Source organism: Streptomyces sp. NPDC001380, assembly GCF_042895785.1.
Lineage (GTDB): Bacteria > Actinomycetota > Actinomycetes > Streptomycetales > Streptomycetaceae > Peterkaempfera.
Genome location: NZ_JBIAWP010000007.1, coordinates 1 through 16,224 on the forward strand (window position 1 = coordinate 1; position 16,224 = coordinate 16,224).

At 74.7% G+C, this 16,224-nt stretch carries 13 protein-coding genes; 9 read left to right on the forward strand and 4 right to left on the reverse strand.

Translation table 11 applies throughout. The features are described 5' to 3' along the window. Positions 1–110 (reverse strand): transposase (locus ACFY07_RS10625; protein WP_390868505.1); only part of this gene is annotated, 110 nt, incomplete at its 3' end. Positions 111–237: 127 nt separating this feature from the next. Between ACFY07_RS10625 and ACFY07_RS10630 the strand changes: the two genes are divergently transcribed. The 4 genes from ACFY07_RS10630 (at position 238) to ACFY07_RS10645 (ending at position 2,415) form a co-directional block, all read left to right on the forward strand. After that, positions 238–717, forward strand: a complete 480-nt coding sequence (locus tag ACFY07_RS10630; RefSeq protein ID WP_390868312.1) for a GNAT family N-acetyltransferase — start codon at positions 238–240, stop codon at positions 715–717. Between the two features lie 380 nt (positions 718–1,097). After that, a complete protein-coding gene (locus ACFY07_RS10635; RefSeq protein WP_390868313.1) occupies positions 1,098–1,409 on the forward strand; it encodes a hypothetical protein in 312 nt (103 codons plus the stop codon). Between the two features lie 198 nt (positions 1,410–1,607). After that, positions 1,608–1,883 (forward strand): CPCC family cysteine-rich protein, encoded by a 276-nt coding sequence (locus tag ACFY07_RS10640; protein ID WP_390868506.1) that lies wholly within the window; start codon positions 1,608–1,610, stop codon positions 1,881–1,883. 286 nt (positions 1,884–2,169) lie between these two features. After that, positions 2,170–2,415, forward strand: coding sequence for a hypothetical protein (locus tag ACFY07_RS10645; protein ID WP_390868314.1), 246 nt, complete (start codon positions 2,170–2,172; stop codon positions 2,413–2,415). An 87-nt stretch (positions 2,416–2,502) separates the two neighbouring features. Here ACFY07_RS10645 and ACFY07_RS10650 read toward each other — a convergent pair whose 3' ends face one another. Next, entirely contained in the window at positions 2,503–3,558 is a 1,056-nt protein-coding gene (locus tag ACFY07_RS10650; protein ID WP_390868315.1) for an RNA polymerase sigma factor, read from the reverse strand. Next, complete coding sequence (locus tag ACFY07_RS10655) at positions 3,555–4,427, reverse strand: haloalkane dehalogenase (RefSeq protein WP_390868316.1); 873 nt, start codon at positions 4,425–4,427, stop codon at positions 3,555–3,557. The genes ACFY07_RS10650 and ACFY07_RS10655 overlap by 4 nt, the downstream gene beginning before the upstream one ends. Before the next feature lie 799 nt (positions 4,428–5,226). Here ACFY07_RS10655 and ACFY07_RS10660 point away from each other — a divergent pair. The 3 genes from ACFY07_RS10660 to ACFY07_RS10670 all read left to right on the forward strand — a co-directional run bounded on the left by ACFY07_RS10660 (position 5,227) and on the right by ACFY07_RS10670 (position 7,891). Then, entirely contained in the window at positions 5,227–5,880 is a 654-nt protein-coding gene (locus ACFY07_RS10660; protein WP_390868317.1) for a hypothetical protein, read from the forward strand. 183 nt (positions 5,881–6,063) lie between these two features. Further along, positions 6,064–6,837 carry a hypothetical protein gene (locus ACFY07_RS10665; protein ID WP_390868318.1) on the forward strand — a complete coding sequence of 258 codons (774 nt, stop codon included), beginning with the start codon at positions 6,064–6,066 and terminating at the stop codon, positions 6,835–6,837. Between the two features lie 229 nt (positions 6,838–7,066). Beyond that, entirely contained in the window at positions 7,067–7,891 is an 825-nt protein-coding gene (locus ACFY07_RS10670; protein WP_390868319.1) for a ZIP family metal transporter, read from the forward strand. A gap of 139 nt (positions 7,892–8,030) precedes the next feature. Here ACFY07_RS10670 and ACFY07_RS10675 read toward each other — a convergent pair whose 3' ends face one another. Then, positions 8,031–9,149, reverse strand: a complete 1,119-nt coding sequence (locus tag ACFY07_RS10675) for an LCP family protein (RefSeq protein ID WP_390868320.1) — start codon at positions 9,147–9,149, stop codon at positions 8,031–8,033. A 617-nt stretch (positions 9,150–9,766) separates the two neighbouring features. On the opposite strand from ACFY07_RS10675, the gene ACFY07_RS10680 reads away from it, so the two are divergent. Both ACFY07_RS10680 and ACFY07_RS10685 read left to right on the forward strand, forming a co-directional pair. Then, the gene (locus ACFY07_RS10680) at positions 9,767–13,444 is read left to right on the forward strand and encodes a CDP-glycerol glycerophosphotransferase family protein (protein WP_390868321.1); all 3,678 of its coding nucleotides are present in this window, start codon (positions 9,767–9,769) and stop codon (positions 13,442–13,444) included. A gap of 192 nt (positions 13,445–13,636) precedes the next feature. Beyond that, the gene (locus ACFY07_RS10685) at positions 13,637–16,189 is read left to right on the forward strand and encodes an ATP-binding protein (protein WP_390868322.1); all 2,553 of its coding nucleotides are present in this window, start codon (positions 13,637–13,639) and stop codon (positions 16,187–16,189) included. Positions 16,190–16,224 lie beyond the last annotated feature (35 nt).

The window sequence follows — 16,224 nt, forward strand, 5'->3', positions numbered from 1 at the left end:
TTGTGGATGCCGAGGTCGCGGGCGACATGCGCGACCGGCCGGCCACTCGAGCGGACCTCGCGGACGGCGCGCTCACGGAGCTCATCGGGGTACTTACGGGGTGCTGGCACTGCTGTAGTTCTCCTTACGCCTGGATCGTAACCCAGGCTTCAAGGACTCCACGAAAATCAGTGCAGCTCAGGCTGGGGGCCGAAAAAACAAGTGCCCGCGACTGGGATCCGTTGGCATGATCCACCGGTGGACTCTGCCGCCTTCCAGATCTCCCGTGTCCCCGCCTCCGCCGACCTCGCGGGCATAGCCTCCCGGTTGATCAACCAGCTTCCTGCATGGTTCGCCATCCCGGAGGCCAACGCCGAGTACGTGGAGTCGGCTACGCGCCTTCCCGGCCTGGTCGCCCAGGCGGGCACCGACTGCGTGGGGGTACTGCTCCACCGCAGACACTTCACCGAGTCGGCCGAGATCCACTTGATGGCTGTTGCGCCGGCATGGCATCGGCAAGGCGTTGGCAGGGCACTGGTTGATGTGCTCGTTGCTGACCTCAAGGAGGACGACTGCCAAGTGCTCCAGGTCAAGACCCTCGGAGCATCGCATCCGGACCCCGGATACGCCCGGACTAGGGCCTTCTACAGATCCCTTGGCTTCCTCCCGCTGGAGGAGACGAACGATCTGTCGCCCGGAACGCCTTGCCTGATCATGGCGAAGTGGGTCTCAGCTTGACGCGCTCGCGAACCCGGCGGTGAGAGACCGGGCCGTCTGTGGGCCGTGCGAGGCCAACCGACGCTGACCGATGTTGACAGACAGTGCTCACGCCGCCGCAGGTCAGAAGCGGGCGGCACCGAGTGGTCGCAGGTGACAGACTCGGCTGATCAGTTCCAGAAGAACTGACCGTCCGCTGGGTCTGCAGCCTCGCTACCCTTACCCAACACCAAGGGGGGGCCATCAAGTACGTCGTCGTTGAGCACGAGGGCAGGGGAAGCTTCTGGCACGACCCCAGCTCCTATCTGGCCGCGCTTCCTGGCCTTCGCGCATCGCTGCCCGCCGGCGCCCAGGCTTTTGCCTGCGACTCCGATCACTACGACTTCTCTTCGCCGCGATGCGTGAAGGATCTGAAGCTCGGCGCGCTTCCGCCGACGCGAGTCCCATCGAGTGGGTTCGAGATGCGCCTGCTCTGCTGCCGCGAAGCGGGCGAGCAAGGCCTCACGCTCCGCTACACGAAAGTGACCCAAGTGGACGTGGTCGCCGACGATGGTGAGCCCTTCGTGCTCAGCGACTACAACAGCCTCCGACTGGACGAGATCTTGCCGCACGAGACCGGTTGCAGCCACGAACTCCGGTTCACCACGGCAACGATCCGGATCGTCTGCGCCGATCTCACGGCACACTGGGACCCGCTGCCTCAACCGCGCTGAGCACGAGGCGTCCGGGACGTGGCGGGGACTCGCGGGGAACAGCGGCGCCGATCGCGCTCCGGCCCTGGTCGGGGAGTTGTCAGGTCAGCCGCGACCCGCATACGCCGTTTTTCAAACTGGTGCTCGGCAGGCCGGCCCACAGTGGGGAAAACGGGTGTGCTTCTCGTAGCGATGACGCATCATGCCGCCGTGACGTTCATGGTTGTGCAGGGCAGTACCGAGGGCGGGCCGTACCGCTGTCCGTGCTGCGGCTTCATCACGTTGAGCGAGCGTGGAGCCTTCGAGATCTGCGAGGTCTGCTTCTGGGAGGACGACGGCCAGGACGACCGCGACGCCGACCGGGTGCGCGGCGGACCGAACGGCCGGCTGAGCCTGACGGAGGCCCGTCGGAACTTCCACGCCATGGGCGCCTGTGACGAGCGGCGTACCCAGTTCGTCCGCGAGCCGCTGCCTGAGGAGCATCCGCTCTCCTGACATCACCGGTTGGCATCGACGTCGCCGGACGACGACGGTGGACCGGGCCAACCAGCGGCGGGTCAGGCACCGCACACGGAGAGGGGTTCCAGCAGGCCGCAGGAGCACGGGCTCGGACTGACAGAGCAGGGGCGGCGGTTCGAAACCGTCTGCGCCCACCCTTTCAGGACGCGCCTTCGCCGCGGGGCGTTGTGGCCCGCGGCGCGCAGGACCCGCGGGCGCGGACGCGGGCGGGCCGTCGGCGCACCGCGTGTCCGAACGCCGGGACCCCTGAACCTCGCCGGTGATGGGAGCCGGGGCGCGACCCTCCCGCCGCACCGCATGTGCTACGGCACACCGGGGCAGCCTGCGGACCGTCGCCTCCGGGGCCGACACGCCTTCCACGCTGCTCCGGCTCGACAAGGGCTGCGAGGACCTGGGCTTCCACCGCGCATCGGCCTCGGACCGGGCCTGCAGCGAGCCGGTGAACCGGAACCTCGCCGAGTACGCGGGCAACCGCCCCGTCCACGCGATCCGTGCCGACGGCCTCTGACCGCCTCTGGGCCGCCCCCGCCCGGATGCGGCGGCCGGGGACGTGTCGCCCGCCCCGCGGGGCCGGCCGTCCCGAGGGCCGCCGTCCTCACTCCAGGAGGGGGAACCGGCCCGAGCGCAGGAGGGTGAGGACGGCTGCCGCGCGGGTGGGCGGGGCGGCGTAGTCGGGGTGGGCGTTCAGGACGGCGGCGGCGTCGTGGAGGCGGTGCAGCTGGGCGGCTGCCTCGGCGACGTCCCGTCCGCCCGGGCTCACGGGGTGCGTGGCCAGGGCCGGACGCCGCGGGTCGACCCGGCCGGACGCGACGGCCGCCTCCACCCGCCGCGCACAGCGGCAGAACGCCTGCGGGTCGACCAGCCCGCAGGTCGACCGCATGAAGGCCCGGACCCGCTGCCGGGCGCGCTCCAGCCGCTTGCGGTACGCGGCCGGGGTGACGTCGAGGATCCACGCGGCCTGGTCCGACGGCAGGTCGAAGACCTGGCCGAGGACGAAGGCGACCCGTTCGCCGCGCTCCAGGCACTGCAGGACCGCCTGCGAGCAGGTGAGCCGGACCTCCTCGGCGAGGAGCGCCGCCTCCGGGCCCGCGTGGTCCTCCGCCGCCAGTCCGTCGGCCAGGTTCTCGCGGAACTGCTCCAGGCTGAGCTCCGCCGCCTCCTGCGGGGTCCTGCGGCGGAGGTTCAGCAGGTGGTTGACGCCGATCCGGTACGCCCACGTCAGCAGCCGCGCCTCGGCGCGCCAGGTCGCCAGCCGGGTGAGGACCCGCACCAGGATCTCCTGCAGGGCGTCCTCGGCGTCGGCCGGGCGCCAGGACATGCGCAGGGCCAGCCGGTAGAGGGGGTCCTGGAGGAGGCGGACCACCTCCTCCAGCGCGGCCGCGTCGCCGGCGACGGCACGGGCGACGAGGTCCTTCTCCGCGCCAGGTACGTGCGGGATGTCCGGGGCGTCCGGGGCGTCCAGGACTTCCGGGATGTCCGGGGCGGCGGGGGAGGCGGGGAGGGCGGCGGGGTCCGCGGCGGCAGGGAGGAGCGCGGGAGCAGGAGGGTCCGTGGCCGCGGTGGCGCGCGGGCGGCCCCGGGCCCCGGGGCCGTCCGGGGCGCCCGTGATGTCCGGGGGGCCTGCGGTGCCCCGGCCGTCCCCGGTGCTCACGCCGCCGCCGTCAGGCCGTGGCGGTCCAGCCAGCGGGCGACCGCCGCGCCGATGGCGTCGGGCCGGTCCTCGGGCGCGTGGTGCCCGGCCGGTCCCACCGACTCGACCTCGATGCCGGCGAAGGCGTCCTTCGCCCAGGCGGCCGTCTCCGCCGAGCCCATCCCGACGCCCGGTTCGACGGTCATCAGCAGCTTCGGCACCCCGGGGCTCTCCGCCATCCAGCGGCCGTAGGCGAGGACGCGCGCGTGCACGTCGGCCGGCTCGCCGTCGACGGGGATCTCGCGCGGCCACGCCAGGAGCGGCCTGCGGGACGCCGGGTCCGGGTACGGCGCGCGGTACACGTCGTGGTCGGCGGGCCCGAGGCCGCTCGCCACGCCGTGGGGCAGGTTGAACTCGACGAACATGTTGTCCCGCAGGACCATCTCCTCCCCCTGCGGGGAGCGGAACGCCCGGAACAGCTCCGCGCCCTTCGGCGGGAACTCCTCCCAGCGCATCGGCCGCAGGAACGTCTCGACCAGCGCCAGCCCCCGCACCCGCCCCGGGAGCCGGGCCGCCCGGTCCATGGCCAGCGCACCGCCCCAGTCGTGGCCGACCAGCACGGCCTCCTCCAGTCCGAGCGCGTCGAACCAGGCGTCGAGGTAGCGGGCGTGGTCGGCGAAGCGGTAGCCGGTGTCGGGCTTCCCCGACGCTCCCATGCCGATGAGGTCCGGCGCCAGGCAGCGTGCCCGGTCCGCGACGTGGGGGACCACGTTCCGCCACAGGTGCGAGGACGTGGGGTTGCCGTGCAGGAACACCACCGGGACGCCGCCGGGGTCCCGGCCGGTCTCGGTGTGGAACAGGAACGAGTCGAGCACGTCGGTGGTCGCCATGGTCCGTCCTTGCCTCTCGGGGCCTCTCGCGGCCTCTCGGGCCCTCGGCGCCCCGGGTCCTCCGGGGCCCTCCGCCGGGCCGCTTCCACGGGGTTGGACACCGGTTGCCGGGCGGTTGTGACATCCGCAGGGGGAATTGTCGAGGAAGCCGGGGGTGGCGGGCGGACGGTGTGCGGGGCGCGGGGCGGCTGACCCCCCGCCCGGCACGGTTCCGTGGGCTTGGCGCGGCCCTCCGGCCGCGCCGTCGGGCGTTCGAGCGGGACGCCGGCGCCTGCGCGTGGGTCAGGAAGTCCGTCGACGAGCCGCTGGTCCCGATCCCCCAGATCGGGAACCCGGTCCAGGACGGGCTCGACGGGGGCCTCGACGAGGCGGTCGGATGGGCGCTCGACAAGTCGGGGCTGATGGGCCGTGGAGGCGGAGGAGCGGCGGGCGCGCGCCCTGCGGGCGCTCTTGCGCAGCGAGGCCCCGAGCCCTGGCCGGCCGGCGCCGCACGGCGCTGACGCCGCCGTCCGCGGGGGGAGGCCGGTCCGCGCCCCGTCGCCGACGGGTGTGCGCCCCTGTCGGCCCCCGTCGGCAGCCGTCGGCGCCCTTCCGCCCGCTGTCCCCTCCGCCCCGCCACCCGCATCGGTCGGGGGTGCGCCGTGTCCCGTCGCCGCGGGCGGACAGCGGCGGCAGGCTGCCCCACCCCCTGGCGTCTACAGATTTGTAGACGGTAAAGTGCCGGTGCCGTCCTCCCGCATCCGGCAGGGCCCGGGCTCCGCCGTGCCGTCGCACCGGTGCTCCCGGAAGCGGGAATTCCGTGCGCCGGGGGCGGGAATTCCTGCGTGCCGGAGTCGTCCTGGCCGCCTCCCTCGTCCTGCAGTTCCGGGCCCGCCGCTCCACGGCATGGGTCTACTGGACCGCCGTCGTCATGGTCAGCGTCTTCGGGACGATGGCCGCCGACGTCCTGCACGTGGGGCTCGGCATTCCCTACCTCGTCTCCACCGTGTTCTTCGCCGCCGCCCTCGCCGCGGTGTTCGCCGGCTGGTACGCCTGTGAGAGGACGCTCTCGATCCACAGCATCCGCACCCGCCGCCGCGAGTCCTTCTACTGGGCGACCGTCATGGCGACCTTCGCCCTCGGCACCGCGGCCGGCGACCTGACCGCGGTGACCATGCACCTGGGCTACCTGCCCTCCGGCATCGCGTTCGCCGCGCTGATCACCGTCCCGGCCCTCGCCTTCCGCGTGCGCGTCCTCAACGGGGTCGCCGCCTTCTGGTCCGCCTACGTGCTGACCCGGCCGCTCGGCGCCTCGTTCGCCGACTGGATGGGCGTCTCCCGCGACCGGGGCGGCCTCGAGCTGGGCACCGGACCGGTCAGCCTGGTCCTGCTGGCGGTGATCGCCGTCCTGGTCGGCTGCCTGGCGGCCACCCGCGCCGACGCGGCCCCGGAGGAGCGGGCCGCGCGTCCGTAGCCGAAGGCCCGGCCGCCGCCGTCCCGCCGCCCGCTCCCGCCACCCGCCCCGCCCGCTCCGATGGCGGGGCGGGGCGGGCGGCCTCCCCCGATCGGGTGCGGCGCGGCCGACACGGCCGGCGCGCGGCCGGTCCCGCCGGAAGCATGGCGCGGAGGTGCGAGGACCCGCGAGAGATCGGCCCCCATGAACAAGCTTCCCCAGGTCGCCCTGGCCTTCTGGATCATGAAGATCGCGGCGACCACCCTGGGCGAGACCGGCGGCGACCTGCTCGCCCAGACCCTGGCCGTCGGCTACGCCGTGAGCTCCGTCGTCCTGGTCGCCCTCTTCCTGGCGAGCCTGGTCGCGCAGCTGCGGGCCGAGCGGCTGCACCCGGCCCTGTACTGGACGGTCATCCTCTCCACGAGCACCGCCGGCACCACGATGTCGGACTTCATGAACCGCACCGCCGGACTCGGCTACGCCAGGGGCGCGCTGGTCCTCGTCACGCTGCTGGCGGCGGTCTTCGCCGTCTGGAAGGCCTCCGGCCTGCCCTTCGACGTCACACGGATCGCCACGTTCCGCGGGGAGCTCCTGTACTGGACCGCCATCCTGCTCTCCAACACGCTCGGCACCTCCCTGGGCGACTTCCTGGCCGACAGCTCGGGCCTCGGCTACCGGGGCGGGGCGCTGCTGGTCTGCGGCCTGCTGGCGCTCGTGGTCGCCGCCCGGTACGCGACCCGCATCCCGGTCCCGCCGCTGTTCTGGGCCGCGTTCGTCCTGACCCGGCCGCTGGGCGCGACCGTGGGCGACTTCTTCAGCAAGCCGGTCACCGAGGGCGGCCTCGGGTACGGGACCGTCGGCTCGTCCCTGATCCTCGCCTCGGTCCTCGCCGTCCTGGTCGCGCACTCCGCCCGTCAGCAGCGCCGGCGGGCGGCGGAGCGGCGCGAGGAGCAGCCCGTGCCGTCCCCGATCGGCTGACCGGTTGTGCGGCAGGGCGGACCGGCGGCGGGCACAGCGGCTGCGGGCGGACCGGCGGGCGGGCGGACCGGCGGGCGGGCAGCCGGGCGGACCGGCCGGGCGGGGGCGGTCCGGAGGCGGCCGGGCAGGGGGCGGGGTGCCGGTCTGCGAGCCGGTCGCAGTAGCTTGTTGGGTAAGCCTCATCTGTTCTGTCGTCTGCGGGCCGTCCCCCGCCCCGGCTGGAGCCCCCGTGTCCTCCTCGCAGATCGTCCTCCTCGGGGCCGTCGCCGGCCTCACCATCTACCTCGGCCTGCCGATCGGACGCCTGCGCAACCCCGCGCCGCGCCTCGCGACCGCCCTCAACGGGGTCGCCGTCGGCATCCTGGTCTTCCTGGTCTGGGACGTCCTCAGCGCCGCCTGGGAGCCGGTCGGCGCCGCCGTCGGGGACCACCGCTGGGGGACCGCCCTCACCGACGGCCTGGTCATGGCCGCCGGCCTGGCCGCGGGGATGGCCGGCCTGGTCCACTACGACCGCTGGATCGCCCGGCGCCGGACGGCTGCCCTCTCCGAGGGGCCGGGCGCCGCGGCCGCCACCGAGCTGGCCCGCCCCGTCCGCTCCCGGGCCGCCGGCCTGTCCATGATGATCGCCACCGGCATCGGCCTGCACAACTTCGCCGAGGGCCTGGCCATCGGCAACTCCGCCGCCCGGGGCGAGATCTCCCTCGCCGTCCTGCTCGTCATCGGCTTCGGCCTGCACAACGCCACCGAGGGCTTCGGGATCGTCGCCCCGCTGGCCGCCGCGGGGGAGCGGCCCTCCTGGGGGGCCCTGGCCCTGCTCGGCCTGATCGGCGGCGGGCCCACCTTCCTCGGCACGCTCGTCGGGCAGCACGTGGTCAGCGACACCCTCTCCATCGCCTTCCTCGGCCTCGCCGCGGGCTCCATCCTCTACGTCGTCGTCGAGCTCCTGGCCGTCGCCCGCCGCGCCGCCATGAAGGAGCTCACCACCTGGACGATCCTGCTGGGCCTCTTCCTGGGCTTCGCCACCGACGCCGTGGTGACCGCCGCCGGCGTGTGACCCGCCGGGCCGCGCCGACCCGGGCCGCACTGGACGGGACCGGCCCGCACCGGACCGGAACCTCGCCGGTTCCGCCCGGGGCGTCCGGCCGCGGCGGTCACCCCGCAGCGGTCACCCCGAGGCGGTCACCGCGCGGCGGTCAGCCCGAGACGCCGCCGCCGGCGGCGGGCGAGTGCTTCGCGGACTCCGGGACGGGCGAGTCCTCGCGGATCGCCTTCCACAGCGCGGACGCCTGCGGCTCGGCCGCCACCACCCGGTTCGGGTCGATCCGGTCGTACCGGACCGGCAGCATGAGCGTCTCCATGGTGTCCGGGTCGACGCCCTTCACACTGCGGCCGAACTCCGCGAGCGCGGTCAGCGACCCCAGGTCGGAGTCGGTGGTGAGCAGCTTGGTGGCGGCGTCGGCCATCTTGTAGCTCTTGACCGGGCTGCCCAGCAGGTCCTGCTTCTTCACCTCGGCCACCAGGGCCGTCATGAACTGCTGCTGCAGCCCGATCCGCCCGAGGTCGCTGCCGTCGCCGACGCCGTGCCGGGTGCGGACGAAGGCGAGGGCCTGGGTGCCGTCCAGCCGGTGCGTGCCGGGGGCCAGGTGCAGCCCGCTGTGCCGGTCGTCGATGGCGTTCGTCGTGCGGACGGTGACGCCGCCGATGGTGTCGACCAGGTCCTTGAAGCCCACGAAGTCGATCTCGACGTAGTGGTCCATGCGCACGCCGGACATCTTCTCGACCGTCTTCACCACGCACGCCGGCCCGGCGAGGCTGTAGACGGAGTTGAACATGACCCGCTTCGCGGCGGGCAGGGCGGCGCCGTTGCGCCCGGTGCAGGAGGGGCGGGTCACCAGGGTGTCGCGGGGGATGCTCACGACGGTCGCCCGGCCTCCGCCCGCGGGTATGTGCACCACCATCGCGGTGTCCGAGCGGGCGCCGCCGACGTTGCCGCCGCCCAGGTCCTGGTTGCCGCCGGCCCGGGAGTCCGAGCCCAGGACCAGGACGTCCCTGGCCGCGGCGGCCACCTTCGCCGGGCGGTCGGTGCCCAGCTCCCGGCCGAGGTCGACGCCGGTGTGGATGTTGGAGTCCAGGTGCCGGTACAGGCCGTAGGCCGTCCCGGCGCCGGCGAGCACGGCCACGCCCGCGACCAGGCCGACGACCTTCGGCCACCTGCGGCGGCGCCGGGGCGCCGGTCCTGCGGCCTCCGCGCCGCCGTTCCCGGCCGGGGCGGCCTGCTCCTCGGCGGCGTGCTCACGGGCGCTCTGTGCCATGGCGTCTCCACGCTCCTTGCGCTGCTGGTGGTCCGGTCGTTCGGGAGGGCGCGGAGGGGGCACTGCGGGCGTGCGGCCCCGGCCGGCGACTGCGCCGACCCCCCTGCCCCCTGCCGCCGGCCCCCTCCGCCGGTCCGGCCCTCCGGGGGCCGCGGGTGCGGTTCCGGGAGGCGGCGGGGCGGCGGGGCGGCCCCGGGAAGCATAGGGGCACGCCCCCCTTCCGCCGCAGGGTGGTCCGTCCGCGGCGGCCGGAGCCCGCCGGGGGGCAGGGCCGACGGCCGCTGCGCACGGTGTGACCTTCACACCTTCTCCGCGAGGACGGTCGGGCCGTCCGTGTCCGCCGGAGGGCGCCCTCGCGCATAAAACCGCTGGTCGAAGCCGTTCTCCGGCGCCGGCCCGACGGGGGTGCCGCCGGAAGATCGAGTTCTCCGGGCGGAAAGCACGTTGTATGGTTCACGAACTGGTTACAAACCCTTTGCTTTTCTTTTGGCCGGGGGACATGTCCGTGACCGGAGGGGCCGTTCGCCGGCCCCGAGCGAGAGGGCTGTGGGCCGGCCGTGCAGGGCGCCACGACGTAGAGAGACCCGGAGGACCCGTTGGCGCCCGTGCATCCCCGTGTGAGCATCGTCGTGCCCTTCCAGGACGTGGAGGAGTACCTCCCCGAGTGCCTGGAGTCCCTCGCGGGGCAGACCTTCGAGGACTTCGAGGTGCTCCTGGTGGACGACGGCTCCACCGACTCCTCCCCGCGCCTCGCCGAGGACTTCTGCCGCCGCGACCCCCGCTTCCGGATGCTGCGGCAGTCCGCGCAGGGCCCCGGCGCCGCCCGCAACGCCGGCATCCGCGCCGCCCACCCCCGCGCGGAGTACCTCGCCTTCGCGGACGGCGACGACGTCCTGCCCGAGTACGCCTACGAGCTGCTGGTCCGCACCCTGGACGGCTCCGACGCCGACTTCGTCTCCGGCAACGTCCAGATGATGGACTCCACCCGGCGCTGGCAGTCCCCGCTGCACAGGGCCCCCCTGGGAAAGAGCCGCCGCGGCACCCACATCACGCGCTTCGACGCGCTGATCTACGACCGCACCGTGTGGAACAAGCTCTTCCGCCGCTCCTTCTGGGACGGCCACGGCCTGGCCTTCCCCGAGGGCGTCCTCTACGAGGACTCCTGGGTCAACATGACCGCCCACTACCGCGCCGCCAAGGTCGACGTCGTCCAGGACGTCGTCTACTACTGGCGCCGCCGCGACGGCGGCTCCGCCCCGTCCATCACCCAGCGCCACCACGAGCTGCCGTGCCTGCGCGACCGGGTGGCCGCGGTCCGCTCCGTCAGCCGCTTCCTGGCGGAGTTCGGCGGCGGGACCCACCTGGAGCACAAGCGCAGGTACGACCAGGCCTGCCTCAGGTCCGACCTGATGATCCACCTGAACGTGCTCCCCGACGCGGACGAGGAGTTCCGCCGGTACTTCATGGAGGCGGCCAACGCCTTCATCGACGAGGCCGACCCGTCCGTCGTCGACGACCTCCCCGCCGAGATGCGGGTCAAATGGTCGCTGGTCCGCCAGGGCAAGCTCGACGAGCTGCTCGCCGTCGTGGAGTTCGCCCGCAAGGGCGGCCCGCCCCCGATCCGCCGCCGGCTGCACCGCTACCTCGACTACCCCTTCCTCGGCGACCGCGAGGCGGGCGTGGACAAGAGCGCGTACCGGGTGGAGAAGGACCTCTCGCTCTTCTCCTCGCTCGGCGGCGCCCACTGGGAGGGGGACCGGCTCCACCTCTCCGGGGCCGCGTACATCCGCTTCATCAACGTCCACAGGCGCCGCATGTCGATCAAGGCCGTGGCGCTGCGCAACCGCAGGCAGGGCCGGCTGGTCGTGGTCCCCGCGAGGACCGTCCACCGTCCGCAGGCCACCGAGGCCTCCGGGCAGAACCGCTACTGCTACGACTGGTCCGGCTTCGAGACCAGGATCGACATCTCCCGCCTGAGGAAGCGGGGCGCGTGGGTCGAGGGCACCTGGGACGTCGCCGCCGGCGTCCTCAGCCGCGGCCTGTTCCGCTACCGCGGCATGGTCGCCGGGAGCGCGGGGAGCGCCTCCCACCCGCCGTACCGGTACGTGGACCGCAACGTCCGGGCCGTGCCGCTCTTCGTCCAGGGCCGGCTCAAGCTGCGGATCGAGGTCGTGCGCTGCCGCATCACCGGGCACCGCGCCGACGGGGACGCCGTGGAGCTGCGCGGGGTGCTCCTCGCCCCCGAGGTCCCCGAGCGCGCCACCCTGCGGGTGCGCAGCCTGGCCGGCGCCGCCCAGTACGACGCCCCGGTGCGCTTCGCCCCCGGCGGCGAGGGCTGGTGCACCTTCACCGCCCGGGTCCCCATGTCCTGGCTGGTCCCCCGCTCCCGCCGCGAGGCCGGGGCGGACACGCCCCGGTCCTGGACCATGGGCAGCAACGGCTGGAAGACCTCCTTCCACATCGCCGGCCGCAGGGCGCCGCTCCACCCGGTGGTGGCCGAGGACGTCCCCGACGGCTGCCACCGCCTGCCCGACGCCCTGCAGAACCCCGAGGGCGACCGCGAGGTCGTGGTCCACCGCAACGGCGCCGGCTACCTGGTGCTGTTCGAACGGGCCGCGCTGCCCGTCGCCTCCGCCGTGTCCTGGCACCCCGACGGCTCGCTGGAGCTGCGCTGCCGCTACCCCGCCGCACGCCTCCTGACGGCCGCCCAGTACGCCACGGCGCAGCTGGTGGTCCGCTCGCGCGCCCACGGCGCCGAGCGGACCGTGCCCCTGCAGTGGCTGGGCGACGAGTTCCGGGCGGTGCTCACCCCCGCCCGGATGCGGACGCTCGCCGGGAGCATCCCGCTCGCCTCCGGCCGGTGGGACTTCTTCCTGCGCCGCCAGGACGCCGCGCTCCCGCAGGAGGCGGGGGAGGACGGACCCCCGGCCGACCTCATGGTCAAGGTCGACCAGCGGCTGATCCCCGGCCTGCCCGCCGACCTCGAGGTGGACGGCCGCCGCTACGAGCTGCAGTCCGAGGCGTGGGACCGGCTCTCGCTCCTGGTGCACTCCGCGATGCCCGAGGACGCCCGCGGCCCCTACCGGCAGAAGCTGCTGCGCACCCGGGCCTACCCCGAGGCGCGCCGCCGGCCCGTGCGCCCGGCGGTGCTCTTCGACTCCTTCAAGGGCAGCCAGTTCTCCGACAGCCCCCGGGCCCTGCACGAGGAGCTGCTGCGCCGCGGCACCGGCCTGGAGCACCTGTGGGTGGTCAAGGACGACCAGGTGGAGCTGCCGCCGTCGGTCCGCCCGGTGCGCATGTGGTCGCCGGACTGGTACGAGGCGCTGGCCACCTCCCGGTACGTCGTCGCCAACAACCACCTGCCCGACTGGTTCCGCAAGCGGGAGGGCCAGCTGGTGGTGCAGACCTGGCACGGCACCCCGCTCAAGCGGATCGGCCACGACATCGAGGCGGTCCACTTCGCCGACCGGCGCTACCTGGAGAGGCTGCGGTCCGAGGTCGCGCAGTGGGACGTGCTCGTCTCGCCCAACAGCTTCAGCACGCCGATCCTGCGGCGGGCCTTCGGCTTCGAGGGCGAGCTCGCGGAGACCGGCTACCCCCGCAACGACGTCCTCGTCCGCGCCGACCAGGGCAGGAGGGCCGCCGAGGTCCGCGCCCGGATCGGCATCCCCCCGGGCAGGCGCGTCGTCACCTACGCCCCGACCTGGCGCGACGACCGGTTCCACGGCGCGGGCCGGTACAAGTTCGACTTCCGGATCGACCTGGAGCACGCCCGCCGGGTGCTGGGCCGCGACCACGTGCTGCTGGTCCGGCGCCACCCCAACGTGGTCGACCCCGTGCCGGGCGCCGGGAACGGCTTCGTCTGGGACGTGTCCGCCTACCCCGACATGGCCGACCTGTCGCTGATCACCGACGTCATGGTCACCGACTACTCGTCGCTGATGTTCGACTTCGCGAACACCGGCCGGCCGATGCTCTTCTTCACCTACGACCTGGAGCACTACCGGGACACCCTGCGCGGCTTCTACTTCGACTTCGAGCAGTGCGCCCCCGGGCCGCTGCTGTCCACCTCGCGGGAGCTGGTGGAGGCGATCGCGGACGTCGGGGAGGTCGCGTACGCGTACGCCGACCGGTACCGGTGGTTCCGGGAGGAGTTCTGCGACCTGGACGACGGCCATGCCGCGCACCGGCTCGCCGACCGCATCCTGGAGGCGGGCGGCGACCTGCCCCGGCCCGACCCGCGCCTGCACGTCCCCGAGCAGCGGCCCCGGCACACCTTCATGCCCACCGTCTGAGCGCCGCCGGCGCCCGGACCGGTGCGCAGCGGCGCCGGGGCGGCCCGTACCGGGCGCCGTCAAGATGCCGTCAGGATCGCCCGGCGGCCCCCGCCCCGCGGACCGGCCGCCGCCCGGACGGCCGTACGCTCGGCGGGGCGGCCCCGGACCGCGGAGGGCGCGGGCGGGCCGCCCGTGCGGAGAATGGTGGTCATGGCGCGCGGCAGGTTGAGGATCCTCCTGGGGGCGGCCCCCGGGGTGGGCAAGACCTACGCCATGCTCGCCGAGGCCCACCGCCGCGCCTCCCGCGGCACCGACGTCGTCGTCGGCTTCGCCGAGGACCACGGCCGGGCCCGCACCGCCGAGCTGCTGGAGGGCCTGGAGGTCGTGCCGCGGCGCCGGACGGAGTACCGGGGCACCGTCCTCACCGAGATGGACCTCGACGCGGTCCTGGCCCGGCGCCCCCGCGTTGCCCTGGTCGACGAGCTCGCGCACACCAACGCCCCCGGCGGCCGCCACGCCAAGCGCTGGCAGGACGTCGAGGAGCTCCTCGCGGCCGGCATCGACGTGGTCTCCACCGTCAACGTCCAGCACCTGGAGTCGCTCGGCGACGTCGTCGAGGGCATCACCGGCGTCCGGCAGCGCGAGACCGTCCCCGACGAGGTGGTCCGCCGCGCCGACCAGATCGAACTGGTCGACATGGCCCCGGAGGCGCTGCGCCGCCGCATCGCGCACGGCAACGTCTACGCCCCCGACCGGGTCGACGCCGCCCTCTCCCACTACTTCCGGCCCGGCAACCTCACCGCGCTGCGCGAACTCGCCCTGCTGTGGACCGCCGACCGCGTCGACGAGTACCTCCAGCGCTACCGCACCGAGCACGGCATCGAGGCGACCTGGCCGGCCCGCGAGCGGATCGTCGTCGGGCTCACCGGCGGACCGGAGGGCGCCACCCTGCTGCGCCGGGCCGCCCGGATCGCCGCCCGCGGCTCCGGCAGCGAACTGCTCGCCGTCCACGTCCGCCGCTCCGACGGCCTCGCCGGCCCCCCGCCGGAGCACCTGGCCGCCCAGCGGCAGCTGGTGGAGGACCTCGGCGGGACCTTCCACACCGTGGCCGGGGGCGACACCGCCACCGCCCTGCTCGACTTCGCCCGCGGCGTCAACGCCACCCAGGTCGTGCTGGGCTCCAGCCGCCGCGGCACCCTGCAGTCCCTCCTCGGCCCCGGCGTCGGCGCCACCGTCGCGCGGGAGTCCGGCGACATCGACGTCCACATCGTCACCCACGAGCACGCCGCCCGCGGCCGCCCCGCCCTCCCCGGGCGGCTGCCGGTCAAGCTCGGCCGCGTCCGCGCCGTCTCCGGCTGGCTCCTGGGCTGCGGCGGGCCGCTGCTGCTCACCCTGCTGCTCACCCGCGTCACCGGGGACCCGGGCCTCCCCACCGCCCTGCTGCTCTTCCTCACCCTCACCGTCGGCGCCGCCCTCGCCGGCGGGGTGTTCCCGGCGATCGCCGCGGCCGTCCTCAGCTCGCTGCTGCTCAACTGGTTCTTCACCCCGCCCGCCCACACCCTCACCGTCTCCGACCCGAAGAACCTCCTGGCGCTGCTGGTCTTCGTCGGGGTGGGCACGGCCGTCGCCTCCGTCGTCGACCTCGCCGCGCGGCGCGCCCAGCAGGCCGCCCGCAGCCGCGCCGAGGCGGAGGCCCTGGGCCGCCTGGCGGGCGCCGTCCTGCGCGGCGAGGACAGCCTGGCGGCGCTGCTCCAGCGGGTCCGGGAGGACTTCCAGGTCGAGTCCGCCGCCCTGCTGGAGCGGACCGGCGACCGCGGCCCCTGGCGCCGCACCGCCTCGGCCGGACCCGACCCCGCGGGGCGGCCCGAGGACGCCGCGACGGAGGTCCCTGTGGGCGACCGCCTCTCGCTGGCGCTCGGCGGCCGGGTCCTGCCCGCCGACGACCGCCGCCTGCTGGGCGCGTACGCCGCCCAGGCCGTGGCCCTCCTGGAGCGCCGCCGCCTCGCCGAGCAGGCCGCCGGCGCCCGCCGCCTCGCCGAGGGCAACCGCATCCGCACCGCGCTGCTCGCCGCCGTCTCCCACGACCTGCGCACGCCCCTCGCCGGGATCAAGGCCGCCGTCACCTCGCTGCGCTCGCAGGAGGTGCGGTGGAGCCCCGAGGACGAGGCCGAGCTGCTCGCCGGCATCGAGGACGGCGCCGACCGGCTCGACCACCTCATCGGCAACCTCCTCGACATGAGCCGCCTCCGGACCGGCACGGTCGCCCCGCTGCTGCGCGAGGTCGACCTCGACGAGGTGGTCCCGGTGGCGCTGGGCGGCGTCCCCGTCGACGCGGTGCGCCTGGAGGTCGGCGAGGACCTGCCGATGGTCCTCGCCGACGCCGGCCTGCTGGAGCGGGCCGTCGCCAACGTGGTGGAGAACGCCGTCAAGTACAGCCCGCCCGGGACCCCGGTGGTCGTCCGCGCCGACGCCCTGCGCCTGCCGGACGGCGACCGGGTGGAGCTGCGGGTCGCCGACCGCGGGCCGGGGGTGCCGGACGACGCCAAGGACCGGATCTTCGAGCCCTTCCAGCGGTACGGGGACGCCCCGCGCGGCAGCGGCGTCGGCCTGGGCCTCGCGGTGGCCCGCGGCTTCGTGGAGGCCATGGGCGGGCGGCTGACGGCCGAGGACACCCCCGGCGGCGGGATGACCATGGTGGTCGCCCTGCCCGCGGCGGCCGGCGCCGCCGCGGGCATGCCGCCCTCCCCCGGGGAGGCCGCGTGACGTGCCCCCGGACCCGCCCCCGGCCGCCGCGGGCC

Excerpts from the sequence above, each read along its gene's own strand:
- ACFY07_RS10675 (WP_390868320.1), bottom strand. The coding sequence starts at position 9,149 with ATGGCACAGAGCGCCCGTGAGCACGCCGCCGAGGAGCAGGCCGCCCCG.
- ACFY07_RS10640 (WP_390868506.1), top strand. The coding sequence starts at position 1,608 with ATGGTTGTGCAGGGCAGTACCGAGGGCGGGCCGTACCGCTGTCCGTGC.
- ACFY07_RS10685 (WP_390868322.1), top strand. The coding sequence starts at position 13,637 with ATGGCGCGCGGCAGGTTGAGGATCCTCCTGGGGGCGGCCCCCGGGGTG.
- ACFY07_RS10645 (WP_390868314.1), top strand. The coding sequence starts at position 2,170 with ATGGGAGCCGGGGCGCGACCCTCCCGCCGCACCGCATGTGCTACGGCA.
- ACFY07_RS10665 (WP_390868318.1), top strand. The coding sequence starts at position 6,064 with ATGAACAAGCTTCCCCAGGTCGCCCTGGCCTTCTGGATCATGAAGATC.
- ACFY07_RS10655 (WP_390868316.1), bottom strand. The coding sequence starts at position 4,427 with ATGGCGACCACCGACGTGCTCGACTCGTTCCTGTTCCACACCGAGACC.